Below are 20,000 nucleotides of genomic sequence, written 5' to 3'. Positions count from 1 at the left end.
CGCTCAGCTGAAGGAGTATGTCACTATTCACTAGCGCCGCAGCCGCGCAATTTTCTGCGTGGGGAGGCGGCGCTTGGGCTTTAAAGAGGAGATGGTAGCGGTCGGGGGGACGGGAAGTGACCCCTCAGGGAGAAGAGGTTTCATGGTACCACCATTGGTCCTCGTTGCCGCGCTTTACGCAGGCGGCTGTGCCGCTGCTCGTTTCCTTTCTGTTACCGCGGGAGTTGCTTTTCTCAGTGCTCTTTTTACCACCCTTCTTGCCGTTATCGCTTATTTTTACGCCCGCAACCGCAATTACCCGCTTATTTACGCGTTATTCTTTTTCCTCGGCGTGGTGGGCGCCCGTCTGGCTATTGCCGAAGCGGTGACGCCACTTACCGCGTGGGCGGAGCGTTACGCGGTGGTTCGCGGTACGGTGGTTGCAGCCCCGGAGGTCCAGGAGGGAGAGGCGCGGTATCTCTTACGGGTGGCCGAAGCCAGGGTTGGGGAAAAGCGGTTTAGCGGCGGCCGGCTGCTCCTGGTCGTCCGGGGGGCGGAGAAGGTCTTCGGTTATGGAGATGTTCTAACGGCAAAGGGCTTCTTGCGTGTGCCCCGGACCCCCGGAAATCCTGGTGAGTTCGACTACGCGACGTACTTGGCGCGGCGTGGCGTCGGGGTGCTCCTGTACGCGCGGCCGGAGGCAGTCACGCGCACCGGGCAGGGGAGTCCCAATCCGATAGTTGGTGCGGCACTATGGCTCCGGGGACGAATGTTCGCTGCCCTGGACGCCCTTTTCCCGCCTGAGCAGAGCGCGCTGGTGAAGGGGATCGCTTTCGGGGCCCGGACGGCGCTTGATCCGCTCTTAAACGAAGCCTTTAGAGAAACAGGCGTGGTCCATATATTAAGCGTTAGCGGGCTTCATGTCGGTCTGGTGCTTGGTTTTGTACTCGGTATCGCCCGGACCATCCGGCTCCGGTCTGGGATAACGCTTCTTGTTTCCCTGCTAGTGCTCATCTTCTACGACTTGATGGTTGGTGCCGGCCCCCCGGTTGTCCGGGCTACGGTAATGGCGGTCCTTTTCCTCTGGGCGAAACACCTGGGGCGGGAGCGCGACTGGCCGACGGCGCTGGCAGTTGCGGCGCTAATAATTCTTTTGGCCAATCCCCTTGCGGTAAGCGACCCTGGCTTTCAGCTCTCCTTCGCCGCTACCTGGGGCATCCTTTTCCTGGGCCCGGTGGTGGTTAGCCTGCTTGAAGGCTGCGGTGCCCGGCTGCAGCGAAAAGTACCCCCGGCGCTGGCCTGGGGGGTGGCGGTGCCGCTCGGCGCGCAGCTTGGGACCCTGCCGCTGGTGACGCTATACTACGGTCTCGTATCACCCGTTGCGGTGCTGGCGAATATCTTGGCGGTGCCGTTGACAGGTTTAATCCTCCTCTTCGGCCTGCTGGCGGCCATCTTTGGCCTTTTCTACCTGCCTCTCGGGGAGATTATGGCGGCGCCCACCGGTCTGCTGCTCGATCTTTTTACCGGCCTCATCCGCTTTTTTGACCGCCTGCCCGGTGCCTTTTTTTACCTTCCCACGCTGCCCTGGGGGATCGTTCCTCTCTGGTACGGCTTTCTCTACCTTGCGGTTTTGCGCCTTTCCGGGCGCCCGGCGCGGGTGGTCGTCCCCGGCCGCTCTGGTCTCGGTCCTTTTCTGGCTCGCACCGTGGTTCTTGTTCTAGTGGTCGTGGCTTGGCTTGGCCTCTTTCGCTGGGTGGGCGGGATGACACCGGGGTTACGGGTAGACTTTTTGGACGTAGGGCAGGGCGACAGCGCTCTCGTGCGGACGCCGGGCGGGGGTGTAATCTTGATCGATGCGGGCGGCTGGCCGGGAGAGCTGGAAGGTAAGCGGCCCGATGGGGCCGGGATGCGCGTTGTCCGTTACCTCCGGCGGCAGGGAGTGCGCCACATTGATGTGTTGGTGCTGACCCACCCGCACGAAGACCACTGCGGCGGGGCGCGGGCGGTAGTGGAGCGCTTGCCGGTGCGGCTGGTGGTGGTACCGCCGCTGTCGCGCGGCATTGTGCCGCCCTACGACCGGCTCCTCGATGATCTTCGGGCGCGGGGTATCCATGTTTGCACCGCTAAAGGGGGCGACCGCATCCGGCTTGACCCGGCGGTGGAGGTTGCGGTGCTGGGGCCGCTCCCAGTCGGTAAAGCGCCGGCTGCGCCGACTTTGAATGATGCGTCCCTGGTCCTGCGCCTGCGCTATAAAGAGAGAAGCGTGCTTTTTGCCGCAGATGTAGAGCAGGAAGGGCAGGGGTGCCTCCTGCGTTCGGGCGTACGGCTCCAAAGTGACGTCCTGAAAGTCCCCCACCACGGTTCTGCGCACTTCCTCCCGGCTTTTTACCAGGCGGTGCACCCGGAGGTGGCGGTCATTTCGGTAGGGACGCCGAACCGTTTCGGCCAGCCGGCACCGGAGGTGCTGGCGGCGCTCCGGCGTGTCGGGGCGCGGCTCTACCGGACCGACCAGGACGGAGCCGTTTTTCTCCGGACGGACGGGCACAACTTAACGGTGCACCCTGCTCGCCGCTTCCTGCGCCGCGCTGCTTGAGGGGAGAGCAGACACGTATTTTCCCCTGGCCCTCCGGTTTGTCGAAAAGAAAACTTTTCCGCAAGAAAATGTCTTTGTCATGGTTGATTTGTTACTGGATATGTAGTAAAATACTGGAAAATGTTTTAATAGGGGTGATAGGTCGGCGTAGCAGGGATTACAGGGAAGAAGTGAAAACTTGTTAGTACCGGAAGGGGGAGAGCCATGAGCAGATTGAACCGACGGGATTTCCTAAAGCTTTTGGGTTTAGGAACGGCCGGGATCGCCGGTTTTTCTGCCGTAAGTGCAAGCCGGTGAATTGCCAGCTCCTGTGCCGGGATCCTACAGGCTTAAACGGGCCAAAGAAACCGTTTCGGTTTGCTCGTACCGCGGCTGTGGCTGTGGCTTGGTCGTTTATAGTGAGGGCGACCGCGTCGTCTATATTGAGGGGGATCCCGATCACCCTATCAATGAAGGCCACATGTGCCCGAAAGAGATCGCGCTTTCCGACGCGAATACGATCGTGGACCAGAATAAGCGCCGGGTGCCCAACCCGCGGCGGGTGACCAAGGTCCTATACCGGCGTCCCGGTGCTACCAAGTGGGAGGTCAAAGACTAGGACTGGGCTTTAAAGGAAATTGCGAAGCGGGTCAAGGCAACGCGCGACGCGACCTTCGAAGAAAAGGATGCTAACGGCGTTACGGTTAACCGGACCCCAGTGATCGCTCACTTAGGAAGCGCTTCCCTCGAGAACGAAGAGAATTACGTCATCCATAAACTTCTCCGGAGCTTAGGCATTATTAATATCGACCATCACGCCCGCCTCTGACACTCCTCTACCGTGGCCGGTCTGGCCAACACGTTCGGCAGAGGAGTAATGACCAACCACTTCGTCGACTACAAGAATTCGGATGTTGTTTTAATGATTCAGTTCGAATTCGGCGGCGTGCCATCCCCGGGCAATGAGCTGGATCCTGCGTGGCCGAGAGGCCCGCGGCACACCAAGCTAATTGTGGTGGACCCCCGCTTTACCAGGAGCGCGGCGCTGGCCGATATCTACGCTCCCATCCGACCCGGAACTGACAGCGCTTTTCTCTTGGGGATGATCAACTACGCCCTCGAAAATAATCTCTACCACCATGACTGGAAGGCAAGGAGGTGTAGCGCGTGGCGCAGGAACTTTACGCACGCCCGGCGCTAGCGGGCGAAGCGGTACTTCCCGCTCTGATAGAGGACGGGGGAAGTCCCGGCCAAGGCCTGCACGGCGGCAGCGTTCTCGTAACGGCCGCGGTCGTCGCCCCACCCCGCCAGCAACCGCGGCCCGAGCGGGGTGCCAGCGTCTAGGAGGCTGGCGAAAATCAGACTGTCGGGGTGGGACTTAAAAAGGCGGGTGATCCCCTCGTCGTAGGCCTTGATCCCCGCGAGCACCGGTTCCAGCTGGGCGATGGTGGTCAGGAGGAAGTAGCTTTTGGCCTGTGTTGTAGCCCGGCTGGCCTCCAGTTGGGGCGCGTGCAGTTTCTCGTAAATGCGGCTTGACGCGGTGAAGTTCGGTCGCGGGTGGCGGTGCGCCTTTAAGAAGGCGGCCAGTTCCGGCACGGAAGCGGAGCGCCCCGCTTGCAGAGTGGGGTAGGTTTTCGAGAAGTCCAGGGCCACAGGAAGGGTGATGCGCGAGAAAAGCTCAAGGGCTACCGGGTAGTACTCCTTCAGGCAGGCGATGAGCCGGCCAGGTCGGGCGGGTGGCGTCCTCCAGGAGCGTGTCCTGGTCCCGGCAGAGCATTTTAAGCTTTTGAACGTGCTCGGAGTCCGGGTTGAGACGCCGCAGCCGGTGGAAATCGCTCCGCCCGATATCAGCTAACAGCCGGGCATCGATGGCGTCGGGTATGGGGAACCCGGAAGCGGGCAAGTTCTGCGCCGTCCTGGCTGACGATGCAGATTTCGTGTTCTTTGTCTGCCCAGTCAATACCAACAAAGATCATTGGGTAACCGCCTCCTTGAAAACTTAATAGGGTTTGACGCAGGCAAGCGGTGAGCGCAAATCTTTCGCAGCGCTCGAAGCGCACCCCTCTATGAACTGCGGTTTGCCTGCAAATTTTGCCGGGAAAGGCAAATCTTCTTCAAGCAGTCGAACTGCCAGGAGGGAGTGGCCTTTTCCCGGAGCTATTACCTACGTTTTGGATTTTACCAACCCAGGCTGATTCTCCTGCTAACCTTAAGGCCTCGGGTTGAGTTTAACAGATAAGGGGGGTTCTCGGTAATGAAGAAATACGCTATACTGATGTTAGTGCTGACCCTTTTACTTGCCGGGTTGGCGAGTCTGGGGCCGACGCCTGTTCAGGCTTACCCGACCATGGGTGGCAACTGTGCCCTCTGTCACCCTGGTGGAGCACCGGGAGGCAGCAAGACGGCACCGCAGAAAAAGACCAAGCCTCCTACCAAAACCGGGGTAACGCCTCACAAACAGGCTGGAGCACCGCAGAAGCAGGTCGCCCAGACTAAGCAGGTGGTAGGCGCGGCCCTTTCTTGCAAGCAGTGTCACCCCCGGGCTACAACGCCTGTTGCGGGGATGAAGTGTGAAGCCTGTCATGAGGGCGGCGCGGCCCATATGAAAGCACCTACAAAGGTGAAAACCAAAATCGGTCGTCGGCCAGTGAACGTTATGCTGGCCTACGAGGTTAATGTGGGTTCTGGCAGGCATATCGGGCTGACCAAGCAGGGCGCTGAAGTTTGTGCCGCCTGCCACGCGCACGCGCATAGTAACGACTAAAAGAGGGGGCTGGTTTGTGGTTAAAGAACGGCAAAGGGTTGATTACCTACGTATTTCCGTGACCGACCGCTGTAACCTTCGCTGCCGTTACTGCTTACCTGCTGAGGGAGTACCTGTGGTTCCGCATGCAGAGGTCTTGCGGCACGAGGAGATTACGGCCATAGTTCAGGCGGCGGCTGCGGTGGGGATTAAAAAAGTGCGGCTTACGGGAGGGGAACCGCTCGTCCGCGGGGGAATTGTGGAACTCGTGGCGATGCTGGCAGCGGTTCCCGGAATTGACGATGTGGCGCTGACGACGAACGGTATCCTTTTCTCGGAGATGGCCGCGGCACTTAAAAGAGCGGGCTTGCGGCGGGTCAACATTAGCCTCGACACTTTACGGCCGGAACGTTACGCCTGGATCACGCGGGGCGGGAATTTGCAAAGGGTTTTAACGGCTGTGGAAACGGCTCTCGCGCTCGGGCTGCACCCGGTCAAGCTTAACGTGGTGGTACTGAAGGGTTTCAACGATGACGAAATCACGGATATGGCCCGGCTTTCCGTGGAGCGGCCGCTACACGTCCGGTTCATCGAGCTGATGCCTTTTGGCCCGGCGGGCGCGCTGCAGAACAAATGGTTTTTACCGACGCAGGAGGTCCGGGCGCGCCTTGAGGCGCGCTTCGGTCCTTTTATTACCATCCGCAAACTGGCCGGCTGCGGCCCTGCCCGTTATTACCGAATACCGGGTGCGGCCGGCACCATCGGCTTTATCAACGGGGTTACCGGTCATTTCTGCTCCCGCTGTAACCGCCTGCGCCTGACCGCTACGGGAGAGCTCCGGACCTGCCTTTTTGGGGGGCCGGGGGTTAATCTCAAGGGGCCGCTGCGGGCTGGTGCTGATCGAGCAGGGATCGGGGCGCTGATCCGCGAGGCAATTGAAAAGAAAGCTGGAGCCAGGGCTAAAACCGCGCGACTTGGCGTGATGGCTCGTCTCGGCGGGTGAGGTGTAAAACGGGGCGGCGCTGCTCTTTTTGCCCCTGGAAGGGGCTTTCTTGCGGCGGCTCTATCTTGATTTTTAATATGTTTCGCCTTAGAATTAAGTATGGATTAAATTTTGAACATAAGTTATAAATCCCCTGGCACCGGAAACGGGAGGGGGGCCTATCTTTTCTACGGAGGGAACCTGAATGGCTAACGTGGTAGCCGAAATCGCAGTGATCCCTCTCGGGACGGGCTCGCCAAGCGTCAGCCGCTACGTGGCGGAGTGTGTGCGGCTGCTTGCGGCGAGCGGGCTCAAGTACGAAGTGACGGCGATGGGGACCATCGTCGAGGGTGAGCTCGAGAAGGTGCTAACTGTGGCCCGGCAGATGCACGAGGCGCCTTTCGCCGCCGGGGTTGCCCGCGTAGTCACGACCATCAGGATTGACGAGCGGCGGGATAAGGCGCTTTCAATGCAGGGCAAAGTAGCGGCGGTAACCGGGCAACTAAAGAATTTTAGGGTTTAAGCGGAGGTGTTTTTTGCTTGGCCGGAGTGAAAGAAGAATGTGAAAAGGCTGGTAAGCAGTGCGGTGCGTGGGGCGAGCGGGAAACCTGTCCGGCAGGGGAAACTTTTGCGCCGGCCCATAAACTTTCTCAGGTACGCCACTTGGTAGCGATCATGAGCGGCAAAGGGGGGGTGGGGAAGTCCTCGGTGAGTGCGCTTCTATCCACAACCCTGTCCCGCCAGGGATGCCGGGTTGGTATCCTGGATGCGGACATTACCGGGCCGAGCATCCCCAAGCTTTTCGGGATCAAGGAGCGGGTGGACGGGAGCGAGTTTGGCGTTTATATTCCCAAGAGCCCTAAGCTCGGTATCTACGTGATGTCGGCGAACCTCTTTTTAGAACGGGAAGATGACCCGGTGATCTGGCGGGGGCCGATTATCAGCAACGTGATCAGGCAGTTCTGGACCGATGTAGCCTGGGGAAAACTTGACTACCTGATAGTCGACTTGCCGCCGGGAACAGGGGATGCGCCCCTCACCGTGATGCAGTCTTTGCCGCTTGACGGGGTAATCATTGTTTCTTCGCCCCAGGACCTGGCGGTGATGGTGGTCCGCAAGGCGATCAGGATGGTGGCGGAAATGAAGGTGCCTATCCTGGGCCTGGTGGAGAATATGACTTACGTTACCTGCGGGAAGTGCGGCCAGAAGATATTTGCTTTCGGCGAACCGCAAGGGGAAAAGGTAGCGGCGGAAACCGGCGTGCCGCTTTTGGCGACGCTGCCGGTAGACCCAGAGCTCAGCCGCCTCGGCGACGAGGGGCGGATAGAGGATTATGCCCCCACCGGACTTGAGGCACTGGCCAGCACTCTCGAGGAGCGGCTCAAATCCTCCTCTAAGACGGCCCGGCTTCTCTTCCAGCGGTAGGGAGCTATAAAAACGCAGCTCCCGCCGGAGTTTTGCACGCCGGCGGGAGTTTTCTTCTTTTTCGTTGTGCCTTAATACTCTGGGGGGAGTTCCTTGAGGGCGGCGAGGTTAAAAACGGGGCCGTCCCGGCAAACAAACTTGGCGCCGATGTTGCAACGGCCGCACTTGCCGATGCCGCACTTCATCCGCATCTCCAGGGTGGTGTAGATCTGTTCCTCTTTAAAGCCTAACTTTTCGAGCTCTTTTAGAGTAAACTTAATCATGATCGGTGGACCGCAGATGGCCACAAACTTGTTTTCGGGTGCGGGCTTGATCTCGGCGACGTAGGCCGGAACGAAGCCAACGTGCCCTGCCCAACCCTCTTCCGGCGCATCAATCGTTGTAAAGACACTCACCCCTGGTGCTTCGGGCCAGGTGCGGAAGACCTCTTCCTTATAACAGAGGTCGCCGTGCGAACGGGCGCCGTAAATGATTTCGATCTTGCCGTAGTCCTTCCGGTTTTCCGGGGCAATCATGAAATTTACCAGGGGCCGGAGGGGGGCAAGACCTATCCCCCCGCCGATGACTAATAAATCGCTACCCCGCATTGCCTCTACGGGAAAGCTATTGCCGTAAGGGCCGCGGACGCCGATCTTGGCGCCCGGCTCCAGTTGGTGGATGGCGGTGGTTACTTTTCCCGCCCGCCGGACGCTGAACTCGATCCAGTCCCGGGAAGTGGGTGAAGAAGCGAGGCAGAACATCGCCTCACCTACCCCGAAGACGGAAACCATTGCCGTCTGGCCCGGCCTGTGGTGCCATGCCGCCATTGCGTCGGGATCGTCGAGTACCACCCGGAAGGTTTTGACGTCTCCGGTTTCCTGGATGATATCGATGATGGTTGCCGGTTGCGGCAGAAGCGGATTAGCTACCTTCATGCCTGGAGCCCCCTCACTGTAGCAATGACCTCCCGGATGTCAATGTTGACAGGGCAGAGGGCGACGCACCGACCGCACCCCACGCAACCCTCGATCCCGTACCGGTCATGGTTATACTTAAGCTTGTGGAAAAACCGGTTCCGAAGGCGCTGGTGGAGCGCGTGCCGGGGGTTATGCCCGCTGGTGTGGAGCGTGTAATCCCGGAAAAGGCAAGCGTCCCAGCATCTAAGCCGCTTCCCCGTGTTCCCCCGGTTCTCGTCGGTGATGTCGAAGCAATGACAAGTAGGGCAAACGTAGGTGCAGATGCCGCATCCCAAACACCGCCGGCTGAGTTCCTCCCAGTACGGGTGGTTGAAGAGCGCTGCCATTTTGGCCGGAAGGTCTGTTACCGCTACCTGCACCGCAAATTCCGCCGTGAGCGCCTCCTCTTTGGCGCGCAGGGCCTCGTCAATCCCCGCTACCTTTTCCTCGTAAAACTCGGGGTCCTGGAGCACGATTTCTTCCCCTTTGGGGGTGAGCGCCTCAACAAGGTAAGCTGCCCCGATATCCGTTAGATGAATATCCGCTCCTGCTCCCTTGACGGGGGAGATGCCGTAAGCGGTGCAGAAGCATTCAGAGCAGGCCGTGTTACAGCTCATGCCGATAAGGAGCGTATTTTCGCGACGGGCGGCATAGTAACGGTCTGGGGGCTCCTGCAGGAATACCGCGTCAAGTACTTGGAAGCTTCGGAGGTCGCAGGGCCGAACCCCGAAAAGGACGGCGGGAGGCGCCAGGACGTTTTCCGTCAAGGTAAGATTATCCTTACCGGTAGTGTAACGGTAAATCTCTTCTGTCTGCGGGAAGAACCATTCTTTCGGCGGTATCACGCTTCTGGGCGCGTCGATAGCCACTTCGGTTGCCGCCTTCACCAGTCGGTAAAAAGTAAGGTTACCCTCCCTTACCGGTGCTACTAAGAGGGATTTTTGCATCAGCCGCTCGAGGAAGGAAAGGAGCCGCTCTTTTTTTAAAAATTTCAGGACCATCTCTCAGACTCCCGCTTTTTACTCGAATTCGTCCGGGTCGGCGAGCGAATAAACACACAGGGCCCCGCACGGGTCTTCTGCTGTTTCGCCGAAGAGGGAGGCGATCTCCGTAGCGAGCTTCCGGTTGAGAAGCATCAGAGGGATGCCAACCGGGCAGACCCGCTCGCATTCGGCACAGCCAGCGCACCGACCGGCGACGTGAAAAGCCCGGACCAGGTGGTAATGGTAGTTATCCGGCAGGCTCTTAGCCTTGCTGATCCAGGTTGCTCCTTGCTGCCACCCGGGTACCGCTTGCTCAAAGGTGCACTCGGTGCAGCTGCAGGCGGGGCAAACCTCCCGGCAAGCGTAACACCGCAGGCACCGGCCGAAAACCTTCTCCCAGAAGGCTGCTCTCTCAGCAGCCGGGAGCGCCTCAATTGCTCTGATTTCTTTTAACGGGTCATATTCGGGATCGGCTACCGGCGGGGCCTCCTTTCCCACCATCACGTCGACGCCGGCAGGGTTGTTCCTGGTGCAGCCGAGGCATTTTTCCGCTAGGTATTTCTTTTTTTCAAGGGTTCGTTCTCCCCCCTGGATGCGGAGCACAAAACTAGAACCCCAGTCCTCTACCGCTTCAATCCGGGGGTTCGGGCCCAGTTCCGCCAGCACCCTTTCGCGGGCGAGCATGCCGCCGCAGGGAATCCCTACAAGCGTGATGCGGGCGCGATCGAGGTGGCGTTCGGCAACGAGACGGTCTACGGCAGCGTGGTCGCACCCCTTAACAACTACGGCCACCTTTTTATCTGCGTGCCGGACAAGGTACTTCACTAGGTTAGGGACACAAAAGGGATTAAAAACGAGGCCGGTTATCTCTTCCGGCTTCGTAACGAAGAAGGGGCGCGCACAGGCCGGCCGCGTGCCTGCGGCGTACCCGATGAAAAGCTCAACGCCTTCATTTAAGAGCCGTGCTGCTTCCCTGCGGAGGGATTCGGTTATTTCCTTCATTTTTCTTCCCTCATTACCCGGTTGGGACCGAGGTCCTCTAGTTCTTCAACCATTTCCTTGATTGTTTCGGCGAAACGGCCCCCTTCGGCCGCCGAAACCCAGCGCACCTTGAGCCTTTCCGGCGCAAAACCGGCGAACTCGAGCAGCCGCTTGAAGAGCATAAGCCGCCGCCGCGTGAAGTAGTTACCGGTGACGTAGTGGCAGTCACCCGGGTGACACCCGGCTACCAAAACGCCGTCGGCGCCGCGCTGAAAAGCCCGCAAGATAAACTGCGGGTTAACCCGGCTGGAGCAAGGGACCCTGATAATGCGGACGTTGGCCGGGTACTTCAACCTGCTAACACCGGCCAGATCGGCGCCGGCATAGCTGCACCAGTTGCAGAGAAAGGCAACAATCTTCGGCTGCCAGGTGCTGTTTTCCCTTTCTGTGGCACCATTTTTATTTATAGACAAAGGGCGTCAACCTCCGCAAGTAGTTGATCGTTGGTAAATCCTTTGAGGTCTATTGCTCCGGCCCGGCAGGTAACCGTACAAGCGCCACATCCCTGACAGAGCCCCTCGTTAACCCGGGCCACGACTCGTTCCCGCGGGGGCTGGCCGGGAAGGTGCTCCGTGATAACCGCTTCTTGGATCGCGCGGTAGGGGCAGACCTTTTGGCAGGCCAGACAGCCGGTGCAGAGCGTCTCGTTTACGCGGGAGACCATCGGGTTGGTTTCCAGTTCATCCTTAAAGAGCAGGGCACAAACCTTCGCTGCTGCGCCGCTTGCTTGGGCGACGGTATCCGGAATGTCCTTCGGCCCTTGACAAGCGCCGGCTAAAAAGACGCCGCCGGTGTGTGTCTCCACCGGGCGTAGTTTCGGGTGGGCCTCCTGGAAGAAGCCGTCTTTATCTACGGGGATACCGATCATGCGGGCGAGGTCGTGGGCGCCTTCGGCCGGCGTGACCCCGGTGGCGAGGACTACCATGTCTGCCGCAATCTCGACCTGCTCCCCTAAAAGGGTGTCGGCACCCTTAACGATAAGCTTCGAACCTTCTTGATAAATTTTTGAAACGCGGCCCCGGATATAGACCGCACCTTCTTCCATCACCCGGCGGTAAAACTCTTCGTAGCCTTTGCCGAAAGTGCGAACGTCGATGTAAAAAACGTAGACCCGCGCCCCCGGTATTTTTTCTAATACCTGATGGGCGTGTTTGGCGGTGTACATACAGCAGATGCGCGAGCAGTAGGCCTTGCCCTTAGCCTCGTCCCGGGAGCCTACGCACTGGATAAAAACGACCGTTTTCGGTTCTTTTCCGTCAGAGGGCCGCTGGATCTTCCCCCCGGTGGGGCCGGCGGCGTTCACCAGCCGCTCGAAGGCCATACCGCTGATGACGTCCGGGTAGCGCCCGTAGCCGTACTCGCCGTAAACCTTTTCCCAGGGGAAGAGGCCGTAACCGGTGGCCACCACGACGGCGCCAACCTCTACTTCGATAATCTCGTCCTGCTGGTTGTAGTCCACCGCTTTAGCCGGGCAAACCTTAGCGCAGATACCACATTTGCCTTTAGTCAACTGCCGGCAGTGGGCGGCGTCGATCACCGGTTTATTTGGTACCGCTTGCGGGAAGGGAATATAGATTGCTGACCGCTCCCCCAGCCCCAGGTTAAACTCGTCCCGGACGCTCACCGGGCACCTGGCCCAACAGGTGCCGCAGCCCGTGCACTTGCTATGGTCCACGTATTTTGCCTTCTGGCGAATACGCACTTTAAAGTTGCCGATATAACCGCTTACTTCCTCTACCTGCGCGTAGGTGTAGAGCTTCACCCTGGGGTGCTGGGCTACCGCTACCATCTTGGGGGTATTAATACAGGCTGAGCAATCCAGGGTGGGGAAGGTTTTATCGAGTTTTACCATGTTGCCGCCGATGGTGGGTTCCCTTTCGACCAGCACCACCTCAAATCCAGCATCGGCAACGTCCAAAGCCGCCTGGATGCCCGCGATGCCGCCGCCGATGACCAGGCACCGTTTGGTGACCGGGATGCGGCCGGGCGAGAGGGGCGCAAGGCGCGCGGCCTTAGCCACAGCCCGCCGCACGATATCGACCGCTTTCCGTTGGGCCGCTTCTTGCTCGTGGGGGTGGACCCAGGAGCAATGCTCCCGAAGATTGGCCATTTCGAGAAAATAGGGGTTAAGACCGGCCCGTTTGAGCACCTGCCGAAAGGTCTCTTCGTGTAGCCGGGGGGAGCAAGAAGCAACTACTACGCGGTTGAGCCGGTGCTCTTTAATTGCTTCGATAATAAGGTTCTGGCCGGGGTCGGAACACATGTACTTATAATCGGTGCTAAAAACGACCCCGGGGAAAGAAGCTGCCTCCTTCGCTATCGCCGGACAGTCGAGTACCCCACCAATATTTGAACCACACCAGCAGACAAAAACGCCGATTCGCGGCATAAAGCCTCCCTTTCTCTCGTCCGTCAAGCGCCGAGCGCCTTCAGCGCCCGCTGCGGATCCACGAAGTGGCCTTCGAAGCCGAGATCGCGGGGATTAAGCCCCATTGCCAGGCCCAGGAGTTGTGGGAAATAAAAGATGGGCAGCGCGAAATTGGTGCCAAAAAGCTGGTTAACTTGCGCCTGCCGGAGGTCGAGGTTGCTCTGGCAGAGCGGGCAGGCGCAGGCAATCGCCTGGGCGCCGGCGTTTACTGCGTTCCGTAAGATGCGGAGGATCATTCCGAGCGCCACTTCCCGGGCCCCGAAAATAAGCGAGGCACCGCAGCACTCGTTTTTGTAACCCCAATCCACCGTTTCGGCTTTAGTTACCTCGATGATCTTGTCCATCAGCTGTGGGTTTTCGGGGTCGTCGCAGGCGATCCGGGGTGGTCGGACTAACAGGCACCCGTAATAACAGGCCACGCGCAATCCCTTGAGGGGGGTTACCACTTGAGCAGCCAGCGATTCAAGGCCCACCCCGGCGATCGTTTCGAGAAGGGAATAGACCCGTACCATCCCCCGGTAGGGTCGTCCTAGCGCTTCGGTCACCCGCCGGGATAGGTCCTCACTCCGTGCAAGCTCTTCGTGCGCCACCCGGAGACGCTGGTAGCAAGCAGCACACGGGACCGTAACGTCCAGCCCCATTTCCTCCGCGAGCAGAAGGTTTCGTGCCGGCAACGCCACGGCCAGAAAAGGGTCGGTGCTGTGGGCGGCGGTTGCGCCGCAGCAGTTCCAGTCAGGCAGGTCCACCAACTGGATGCCGAGGTAGCGCGCGACCAGGCGGGCCGAAAGATCGTATTCTTTAGCGCTCTTTTCTAAGGAGCATCCCGGGTAGTACCCGATCCTCATTTTACCCTTTCTCCCGTTCGCTGAAAATTCGGGTGACTTCCTGGATTTTCTTGATCTTTACGGGCGTGAGGCTTAGCTTGCCATGCCGGAACATGAACCGACCAAGCGCTGCGTCCCTTAAGGGGGCTTTCGTGCGGAGGTTGAAGGAAAGGGCAACCCCCGTTTCAAAAACCCTTCCGTTTCGCTTGACCGACTGGAGGAAAAGTTCGTTAAAAAGAACCACCCTTCTGCCCTGCGCGGTTTTCCCTTCCCGCCGGGCGATAACCCGGAGGCTGTCCATTACCTGGGCGATATCAATGTTGCAGGGGCAGCGGGTGGTGCAGGTGAAGCATCCAGAGCAGACCCAAATCGCGCGTGCGCTCAAGACCTTCTCCTTCTGTCCTAACTGGAGCAACCGGATGACCTGGTTAGGCTTGTAGTCCATGGCAAAGGCCGCAGGACACCCCGCAGTACACTTGCCGCACTGGTAACAGTGGAAAAGCGTTTTCTGACCGCTTGCCCGGACTACCGCCGCACAAAAACTGGGGTCGGTAGCGTCTGTTTTTTCGAGGAACACGGCCAAGACTCCCTCTGGAAAAAGTTTAAAGCGTTCCTGCGCCTGTTTAATTTTTAACTCCGCGGCGTGGACGCCGTTATTAGTTGTTCGTTAAAAAAGCAAAAAAATCCTCCTTGACGGTAAAAATAAAACCTTGAACGGTACGCGCAAGGCATTTAACCCCCAAAATTTTCGTGCCTTCAACAGGCAAAACGGGTAAGTAATGCCCGTAAAAATTTCGGTAATCTGATGAAGAAAACACGCACCTTTCTTCCCCCTTCGGTTTTATTGCCTCCACCGTTATTTTATTCGGGCTTACGCAGGAAAGATAACGGAAAATCATACCAGCCTGCTACCCGCGGCTGACGCTAGTATGGTTCTTAAAGCGGATTCGGAGCCAGGCGCTCGCTTCGGCGAGCGACATGGCCATCACGGGTACGGGTGGCAGGGAGCGGAGAAAGGAAGTGCCGTAGCTTTTAGCGAGTAGCCGGCGGTCGAGCACTACCACTACTCCTTCGTCCTGCTGGGAACGTATCAGGCGCCCGAAGCCCTGCTTGAAGCGCAAAACGGCGTAGGGAAGACAGAGCGCTTGGAAGTCATCCTGTCCTTGCGCCGCCAAGAGGGCGCGCCGGGCTGCCAGGACCGGCGCTTCGTAGGGCGGAAAGGGCAGCTTGACGATAACCACCAGTCGCAAGATACCGCCGGGAAGGTCCACACCCTCCCAGAAACTTGCCGTGCCGCAGAGAACGGCGCGCGGCATTTCCCGAAACTCTTCGGTGAGCCGGGCGCGCCCCCCGTCGATCCCCTGGGCGAGAACGACGATCTCTTCAGGCTCTAGACGGGCCTTAAGGCGCGCGGCTACTTCACGTAATATCCGGTTGGCGGTAAAAAGAACCAGCGTGCGACCGGCCACTGCGCTGGCCAGCTCAGACAGGGCTGTCGCTACTGCTCCCAGGTAGTCTTCGGTAGCCACTTCTTGCCATAGCGGCAGGTTCCGAACGATACAGAGGGCCGCTTTTTTTTGGTAGGCAAAGGGAGAGTCGATTTGCAGAAAACGAAGCCTTTCGGGTGGCACCCGGTCAAGTCCTACGCGCTGCAGGTAATGATCAAAACGCCTTTCTACGGTTAGTGTAGCTGAGGTAAGAACGATGCCCCGGGGGTGGGTAAAGAGGGCCTGGTGCAGCGTTGCCGCCACCGATACAGGGGCAGCCTTGAGCCAAGCCCGGTGCGTGCCGTTAATGTAGCTACCTTCCACCCAGGCGACTTGGTCTGCGGATGTGCTGGTAACGATTTCCGTTAGGGTATCAAATAGGTTCTGCCCCTCCTGGAGGAGAAGCCCGAATTCTTCCCCCCAGCCTACCTCCCAGTCGGCTGTTTCCCGCAGGAGCTCCCGGCAAAGAGTAAGCAAATCGTTCAACGCGGCGCTCATTTTTTGGTACCAGACGTTGGCTTCCGTGTCGAGGATAAGGTGATGGCTACTAGTATTAAGCAGTCTGGCCGGTGGTCCACCACCTGGTCCCGGGGAGTTCTCTCGCCCTACCATCTCTCCCAATAGCAGGAAAAGATTTGCGGCTGCGTCTTGCAGTGCCTCTGCCGTCGTCTTTATTCTGCCGGCCATTCTTTCCCCCGCCGGGAGGAGGAAAAGGGCTTTGCCGGCGCGCCGGAGAAGCATCTCGAGGCGGGCCAGCCATTCATCAACGGCGTACTGGGAAATACTCCGGGTGAGACATTCAGTAGCTACGTCTTCGAGGTGGTGGGCTTCGTCAATGACCAGCGGGCCGTACTCGGGAAGGACCGTTTGGCCGCCGAAAGCATCCGTTAAGAGGAGGGCGTGGTTGGTAATGAGCACCATTGCCTGTTCCGCCTGCCGGCGGGCCCGGTTGACAAAGCACTGTACCGCCCACGGGCAGCGCCTGCCAAAGCAGCCTTCGGCCGTGGCGTTTATCCGCGGCAGCGCTTCTTTTTCCGTTTCGAAGATGCTGAGTTCGCCGAAGTCGCCCGTAGTGGTCGCCGTAAGCCAGACGAGTACCCGGGCGTAGAAGCGAGCCGCGTCGGGGGAAAGTGCGTGCTCTCCCAGAACCTGCTCCCAGCGCCGGCGACAGAGGTAGTGCTGACGGCCTTTGACCAGGGCTACCGGGAAGCTTACGCCGAGGGCCTGCTGAACCACGGGGATATCTTTGCGGTGCAACTGCTCTTGAAGGTTGACGGTGTGGGTCGAGATGAGGGCGCGCCGGCCGCTTGCGAGAGCCGCACGGGTTGCCGGGATAAGGTAAGCAAGCGACTTTCCAGTTCCGGTTCCTGCTTCCGCGAGGAGGTAGAAACCTTCGTCGAAGGCTTCACTTACGGCCGTCGCCATCTCTTTCTGCTGGGGCCGCTCTTCGTAGCCGGGGAAGACGGCAGCAAGCCTACCGCCGGTTCCGAAGATATCAGCATCAGATGTTATTTCCGGGAGTGATACGCTACTTCCGGTATCTTCCAGGGGTGGTGGGACGTAGGCTGCGGGGTAACGTCTAGTAAGACTTCCTTCCCGTAGCGCCTTCTTAAAGAAAGCGGTCCAGGCAGAACCAGCCTGCTCCAAAAAGAAGATCAGGTGCGGCAAAATGGAACGGGGAAGTTCGGATATTTTTTGAGTAAGCGCCAGAAAGATTTGCGCCGTGGTTTCGGCGTCGGGTAGGGCGCGGTGGTGCGTCGGGTACTCTACCGCCAAAGCGGCGGCGACCCTTTGCAGGCTAAAAGCCGGAAGCTGCGGCAGGAGAAGGCGCGCTAACTCGCAGGTGTCAAGACGGTGCGCGAGCGGCTGGCCGAGGTAGCGCTCCAGAAAAGCGGCGTCAAAGTCGACGCAGTGCCCTACTACGGGCAAATCGCCGATAAAGGCCGCTACTGACGGGGCGATTTCACACCACGGAGGGGCCTCCCGGAGCGCTGCCTCGTCAATCCCGGTAAGGCGCTTTACCCGAAGGGAGATGGGACCTTCGGGCCGCACTAAAGACGAAAACCGCGCGGTGATGGTGCCGTTTTCGATGCGGCAGAGGCCCACCTCGACAATTTCGTCCCGGGTTCGGTCCAAACCCGTAGTTTCTACATCCAGAGCAACATAAAGCACGCGCAGAACCTCTGCTTTGATTCCCGCATTTTGAGACGTATAGACTAAGTTGGGTTCTCTCCCTCGCGCGGCTGGCTCTTCTTCTCTCGCTCAGCTTCCAACCGCGAAACGCGTTGGGTTAGCTTGAGGTTCTGGTGGGAGAGTTCGCGTAACCGCAGGGTATGGCGGAGTTCACGCACCACGCCGAGGATGAAGACGATGATGGCGCCGCCGGCCGCTGCGCCGAGAACCACTAACGCCAGAGAGATTCCCTTAAATTCCCAGAAGAGAAACCGGATGTCAACCTTGGTGGCGTTTTGCACCGCAAAAGCGGCGACGAGGAGCGCGAAAATGAGGCCGACGATTATGTAGAATTGCATCTTGTTCACCCCCTAAGAAAACAGAGCCACTCGCGCGCTACGTTTACTCAAAGCCTGCCGGTCCCGGTTGCCGGTTAAGCCGCTGAAGATTGAAAGAAAAAGGGCCTAAAGTCGGGCCCTTTTTCACACCAATTTACAGTCGCGCCGGTTTTTCGTTAATTATAACGCGGATGCGAACGAGCTTACCTTTGCGCCAGAGTAGGAGTTCGACCGCGGCGCCTACTTTTTGGTCCTTAATTGCCGCCACTAGGTCATCAGGAGTCCGAATCTTCCGGTTGGCGATCTCCAGGACCACGTCGCCGCGCGTGATGCCTGCCCGCTCTGCTGGACTCCCCGGAACCACGCCTACCACGAGCGCTCCTTCAGCTTTAGGCAGCTTAAGGTAATTAGCCCAGTTTTCATCTACCTGCTGGACTTGGACACCCAGCCAGGGCCGTACCACCTTTCCTTTTCTAATTAATTCGCTAAGCACTCCTTTTACCGTATCGGAGGGGATAGCGAAACCGATACCCTGGGCTTGGGCATTCACCGCGGTGTTGATACCGATCACCTCGCCCTTAAGATTTAAAAGCGGGCCGCCACTATTCCCGGGGTTAATCGAGGCGTCGGTCTGGAGGAGGTTTTTGTAATGGCGGTCTTCGATATCGATCGGACGCCCTTTTGCGCTGATCACCCCTACGGTAACCGTGTGGTCGAGGCCGTACGGGTTACCGATCGCGATTACCCACTCCCCAACGCGCGCTCGCTGCGCGTCGCCAAGCTTAAGATAGGGGAGCTTTCGCGGCGCGTTGATCTTCAGCACTGCCAGGTCAAGGTCGTAGTCCGCGCCGACCACGCGGGCCTGGAACGGCTCGCTAAAACCGCTAACGATTACCTTGATCTCGCTCGCGTTGTCGATCACGTGTTCGTTGGTGAGAATGTAACCATCATCCGAAATAAGGAACCCGGAACCGAGTCCCGGCCGGTATTCTTGTCCCTCCGGCATGATCCGGCCAAAGAAATCGCGGAAGAACGGGTCGTTGAAAAAAGGGTCCAGATGGGGGTTCCGAACCGGCGTGAGCGTATCGATCTTTACCACTGCCGGCCCGGTCTGTTCTACAATATTAGCGATAGTATCGGCGCCAAGGCCCAGAAGCTCTGGACCGGCTGCGGCAATAGTTCCCCCGCCACTGAACCCAGTTCCTTGGTGGAGGTCCTGGAAGAGGTAGCAGCCGCCCGCAAAGCAAATGCCCGCGATAAAAGCTAACAAGGCTACCGGGGCGAGCCAGCGTCTGAACATCTTTTCTCCCCCTTATAGGATTACTACCCTGACAGGTAAATTATAAAACCCTGGTGACCGCCAGACAAGCCTCTTCATGGCTGCTCATGCCGGTAATTTGGATAAAACCGGGAAAACTTAGCAATAATAGAACGTTGAAGGAATGAAATTGACAAAAGTAAGAATTGGGCTCTATTTTTGGAACTTGCTGCGGGCCCAGCAAGGCGGTAAAACGGCGGTACGGCGTGAATCACACCGGGAGGTAGAGCGGCTCCGCCAATTACGACAAATTTCCCTTACCGAGCCGTTAGCGGAGCGGACGCGCCCCCGTAACTTGACGGAAATCATTGGTCAGGAGGAGGCAATTAAGGCTCTACGGGCGGCGCTTTGCGGCCCTTACCCGCAACACGTGCTCCTCTACGGCCCGCCAGGGGTGGGGAAGACTGCCGCGGCGCGCCTTATCTTAGAGGAAGCAAAGCGAAGTGCCCATTCGCCTTTCGGGAAAAACGCGAACTTCGTAGAGATCGACGCGACAACCGCCCGCTTCGACGAGCGGGGGATCGCCGACCTCTTGATCGGTTTGGTACACGACCCGATTTACCAAGGGGCGGGCCCCCTCGGCGTGGCCGGGATACCCCAGCCGAAGCCGGGGGCGGTGACCCGGGCCCACGGGGATTCTTTTCCTCGACGAGATCGGGGAACTGCATCCCGTTCAGATGAATAAGCTGTTGAAGGTTCTTGAGGACCGGCGCGTACTCCTCGAGAGTGCTTACTACAATCCTGAAGACTCTAACGTTCCGGCGCACATTCAC

At 58.8% G+C, this 20,000-nt stretch carries 23 protein-coding genes; 10 read left to right on the top strand and 13 right to left on the bottom strand.

Annotated features, from left to right (window positions below):
• Positions 1 to 73: 73 nt before the first annotated feature.
• From ACUVTA_RS02745 to ACUVTA_RS02730, 4 genes are all read left to right on the top strand, one after another.
• Positions 74 to 2,572 carry a DNA internalization-related competence protein ComEC/Rec2 gene (locus ACUVTA_RS02745; protein ID WP_445951450.1) on the top strand — a complete coding sequence of 833 codons (2,499 nt, stop codon included), beginning with the start codon at positions 74 to 76 and terminating at the stop codon, positions 2,570 to 2,572.
• Between the two features lie 204 nt (positions 2,573 to 2,776).
• Positions 2,777 to 2,869 (top strand): twin-arginine translocation signal domain-containing protein, encoded by a 93-nt coding sequence (locus ACUVTA_RS02740; RefSeq protein ID WP_445951449.1) that lies wholly within the window; start codon positions 2,777 to 2,779, stop codon positions 2,867 to 2,869.
• Positions 2,856 to 3,170, top strand: coding sequence for a hypothetical protein (locus ACUVTA_RS02735; RefSeq protein ID WP_445951448.1), 315 nt, complete (start codon positions 2,856 to 2,858; stop codon positions 3,168 to 3,170). The genes ACUVTA_RS02740 and ACUVTA_RS02735 overlap by 14 nt, the downstream gene beginning before the upstream one ends.
• A gap of 258 nt (positions 3,171 to 3,428) precedes the next feature.
• Positions 3,429 to 3,752, top strand: coding sequence for a hypothetical protein (locus ACUVTA_RS02730; protein WP_445951447.1), 324 nt, complete (start codon positions 3,429 to 3,431; stop codon positions 3,750 to 3,752).
• Here ACUVTA_RS02730 and ACUVTA_RS02725 read toward each other — a convergent pair.
• From ACUVTA_RS02725 to ACUVTA_RS02715, 3 genes are read right to left on the bottom strand one after another with little or no spacing between them, the layout of a single operon-like run.
• A complete protein-coding gene (locus ACUVTA_RS02725) occupies positions 3,749 to 4,204 on the bottom strand; it encodes a transposase (protein WP_445951446.1) in 456 nt (151 codons plus the stop codon). The genes ACUVTA_RS02730 and ACUVTA_RS02725 overlap by 4 nt on opposite strands.
• Positions 4,205 to 4,229: 25 nt before the next feature.
• Positions 4,230 to 4,454 carry an IS110 family transposase gene (locus ACUVTA_RS02720; RefSeq protein ID WP_445951445.1) on the bottom strand — a complete coding sequence of 75 codons (225 nt, stop codon included), beginning with the start codon at positions 4,452 to 4,454 and terminating at the stop codon, positions 4,230 to 4,232.
• Entirely contained in the window at positions 4,399 to 4,527 is a 129-nt protein-coding gene (locus ACUVTA_RS02715) for an IS110 family transposase (RefSeq protein ID WP_445951454.1), read from the bottom strand. Before ACUVTA_RS02715 ends, ACUVTA_RS02720 begins: the two co-directional genes overlap by 56 nt.
• A gap of 278 nt (positions 4,528 to 4,805) precedes the next feature.
• Here ACUVTA_RS02715 and ACUVTA_RS02710 point away from each other — a divergent pair, with 278 nt between their 5' ends.
• The 4 genes from ACUVTA_RS02710 to ACUVTA_RS02695 all read left to right on the top strand — a co-directional run bounded on the left by ACUVTA_RS02710 (position 4,806) and on the right by ACUVTA_RS02695 (position 7,701).
• Entirely contained in the window at positions 4,806 to 5,315 is a 510-nt protein-coding gene (locus ACUVTA_RS02710) for a hypothetical protein (protein WP_445951444.1), read from the top strand.
• Positions 5,316 to 5,331: 16 nt separating this feature from the next.
• Positions 5,332 to 6,297: a GTP 3',8-cyclase MoaA gene (moaA, locus tag ACUVTA_RS02705; RefSeq protein WP_445951443.1), complete on the top strand. Its 966-nt coding sequence runs from the start codon at positions 5,332 to 5,334 to the stop codon at positions 6,295 to 6,297.
• A 184-nt stretch (positions 6,298 to 6,481) separates the two neighbouring features.
• Positions 6,482 to 6,799: an MTH1187 family thiamine-binding protein gene (locus ACUVTA_RS02700; RefSeq protein ID WP_445951442.1), complete on the top strand. Its 318-nt coding sequence runs from the start codon at positions 6,482 to 6,484 to the stop codon at positions 6,797 to 6,799.
• Between the two features lie 26 nt (positions 6,800 to 6,825).
• Positions 6,826 to 7,701 (top strand): P-loop NTPase, encoded by an 876-nt coding sequence (locus tag ACUVTA_RS02695; RefSeq protein ID WP_445951453.1) that lies wholly within the window; start codon positions 6,826 to 6,828, stop codon positions 7,699 to 7,701.
• Between the two features lie 71 nt (positions 7,702 to 7,772).
• Here the strand turns inward: ACUVTA_RS02695 and ACUVTA_RS02690 are convergent, their stop codons facing one another.
• The 10 genes from ACUVTA_RS02690 to ACUVTA_RS02645 form a co-directional block, all read right to left on the bottom strand.
• The gene (locus ACUVTA_RS02690; protein ID WP_445951441.1) at positions 7,773 to 8,615 is read right to left on the bottom strand and encodes an FAD/NAD(P)-binding protein; all 843 of its coding nucleotides are present in this window, start codon (positions 8,613 to 8,615) and stop codon (positions 7,773 to 7,775) included.
• Positions 8,612 to 9,637: a 4Fe-4S dicluster domain-containing protein gene (locus ACUVTA_RS02685; RefSeq protein WP_445951440.1), complete on the bottom strand. Its 1,026-nt coding sequence runs from the start codon at positions 9,635 to 9,637 to the stop codon at positions 8,612 to 8,614. Before ACUVTA_RS02685 ends, ACUVTA_RS02690 begins: the two co-directional genes overlap by 4 nt.
• Positions 9,638 to 9,655: 18 nt before the next feature.
• On the bottom strand, positions 9,656 to 10,621 hold the full coding sequence (locus ACUVTA_RS02680) for a 4Fe-4S dicluster domain-containing protein (protein ID WP_445951439.1): 966 nt from the start codon (positions 10,619 to 10,621) through the stop codon (positions 9,656 to 9,658).
• Positions 10,618 to 11,067, bottom strand: coding sequence for a hydrogenase iron-sulfur subunit (locus ACUVTA_RS02675; protein WP_445951452.1), 450 nt, complete (start codon positions 11,065 to 11,067; stop codon positions 10,618 to 10,620). The genes ACUVTA_RS02680 and ACUVTA_RS02675 overlap by 4 nt, the downstream gene beginning before the upstream one ends.
• Positions 11,064 to 13,049 (bottom strand): 4Fe-4S binding protein, encoded by a 1,986-nt coding sequence (locus ACUVTA_RS02670; RefSeq protein ID WP_445951438.1) that lies wholly within the window; start codon positions 13,047 to 13,049, stop codon positions 11,064 to 11,066. The genes ACUVTA_RS02675 and ACUVTA_RS02670 overlap by 4 nt, the downstream gene beginning before the upstream one ends.
• 23 nt (positions 13,050 to 13,072) lie before the next feature.
• Positions 13,073 to 13,933: a CoB--CoM heterodisulfide reductase iron-sulfur subunit B family protein gene (locus tag ACUVTA_RS02665; protein ID WP_445951437.1), complete on the bottom strand. Its 861-nt coding sequence runs from the start codon at positions 13,931 to 13,933 to the stop codon at positions 13,073 to 13,075.
• A 1-nt stretch (position 13,934) separates the two neighbouring features.
• Complete coding sequence (locus tag ACUVTA_RS02660; protein WP_445951436.1) at positions 13,935 to 14,489, bottom strand: 4Fe-4S dicluster domain-containing protein; 555 nt, start codon at positions 14,487 to 14,489, stop codon at positions 13,935 to 13,937.
• 331 nt (positions 14,490 to 14,820) lie between these two features.
• Entirely contained in the window at positions 14,821 to 17,571 is a 2,751-nt protein-coding gene (locus ACUVTA_RS02655) for a helicase C-terminal domain-containing protein (RefSeq protein WP_445951435.1), read from the bottom strand.
• A 44-nt stretch (positions 17,572 to 17,615) separates the two neighbouring features.
• Positions 17,616 to 17,930, bottom strand: a complete 315-nt coding sequence (locus tag ACUVTA_RS02650) for a LapA family protein (protein WP_445951434.1) — start codon at positions 17,928 to 17,930, stop codon at positions 17,616 to 17,618.
• A gap of 133 nt (positions 17,931 to 18,063) precedes the next feature.
• Complete coding sequence (locus ACUVTA_RS02645; protein ID WP_445951433.1) at positions 18,064 to 19,209, bottom strand: S1C family serine protease; 1,146 nt, start codon at positions 19,207 to 19,209, stop codon at positions 18,064 to 18,066.
• Between the two features lie 148 nt (positions 19,210 to 19,357).
• Between ACUVTA_RS02645 and ACUVTA_RS02640 the strand changes: the two genes are divergently transcribed.
• A complete protein-coding gene (locus ACUVTA_RS02640) occupies positions 19,358 to 19,912 on the top strand; it encodes an AAA family ATPase (protein ID WP_445951432.1) in 555 nt (184 codons plus the stop codon).
• Positions 19,863 to 20,000 (top strand): hypothetical protein (locus ACUVTA_RS02635; protein ID WP_445951451.1); only part of this gene is annotated, 138 nt, incomplete at its 3' end. The genes ACUVTA_RS02640 and ACUVTA_RS02635, both read left to right, overlap by 50 nt.

The organism is Thermodesulfitimonas sp. (genome assembly GCF_052743955.1).
Note: the sequence above shows the minus strand (reverse complement) of the source record. Positions and strands in the feature narration are given on the sequence as shown.

Coding starts and splice junctions, on each gene's coding strand:
- ACUVTA_RS02685 (WP_445951440.1), bottom strand. CDS start 9,637: ATGGTCCTGAAATTTTTAAAAAAAGAGCGGCTCCTTTCCTTCCTCGAG.
- ACUVTA_RS02645 (WP_445951433.1), bottom strand. CDS start 19,209: ATGTTCAGACGCTGGCTCGCCCCGGTAGCCTTGTTAGCTTTTATCGCG.
- ACUVTA_RS02715 (WP_445951454.1), bottom strand. CDS start 4,527: ATGATCTTTGTTGGTATTGACTGGGCAGACAAAGAACACGAAATCTGC.
- ACUVTA_RS02650 (WP_445951434.1), bottom strand. CDS start 17,930: ATGCAATTCTACATAATCGTCGGCCTCATTTTCGCGCTCCTCGTCGCC.
- ACUVTA_RS02700 (WP_445951442.1), top strand. CDS start 6,482: ATGGCTAACGTGGTAGCCGAAATCGCAGTGATCCCTCTCGGGACGGGC.
- ACUVTA_RS02680 (WP_445951439.1), bottom strand. CDS start 10,621: ATGAAGGAAATAACCGAATCCCTCCGCAGGGAAGCAGCACGGCTCTTA.
- ACUVTA_RS02670 (WP_445951438.1), bottom strand. CDS start 13,049: ATGCCGCGAATCGGCGTTTTTGTCTGCTGGTGTGGTTCAAATATTGGT.
- ACUVTA_RS02730 (WP_445951447.1), top strand. CDS start 3,429: ATGACCAACCACTTCGTCGACTACAAGAATTCGGATGTTGTTTTAATG.
- ACUVTA_RS02710 (WP_445951444.1), top strand. CDS start 4,806: ATGAAGAAATACGCTATACTGATGTTAGTGCTGACCCTTTTACTTGCC.
- ACUVTA_RS02665 (WP_445951437.1), bottom strand. CDS start 13,933: ATGAGGATCGGGTACTACCCGGGATGCTCCTTAGAAAAGAGCGCTAAA.
- ACUVTA_RS02690 (WP_445951441.1), bottom strand. CDS start 8,615: ATGAAGGTAGCTAATCCGCTTCTGCCGCAACCGGCAACCATCATCGAT.
- ACUVTA_RS02740 (WP_445951449.1), top strand. CDS start 2,777: ATGAGCAGATTGAACCGACGGGATTTCCTAAAGCTTTTGGGTTTAGGA.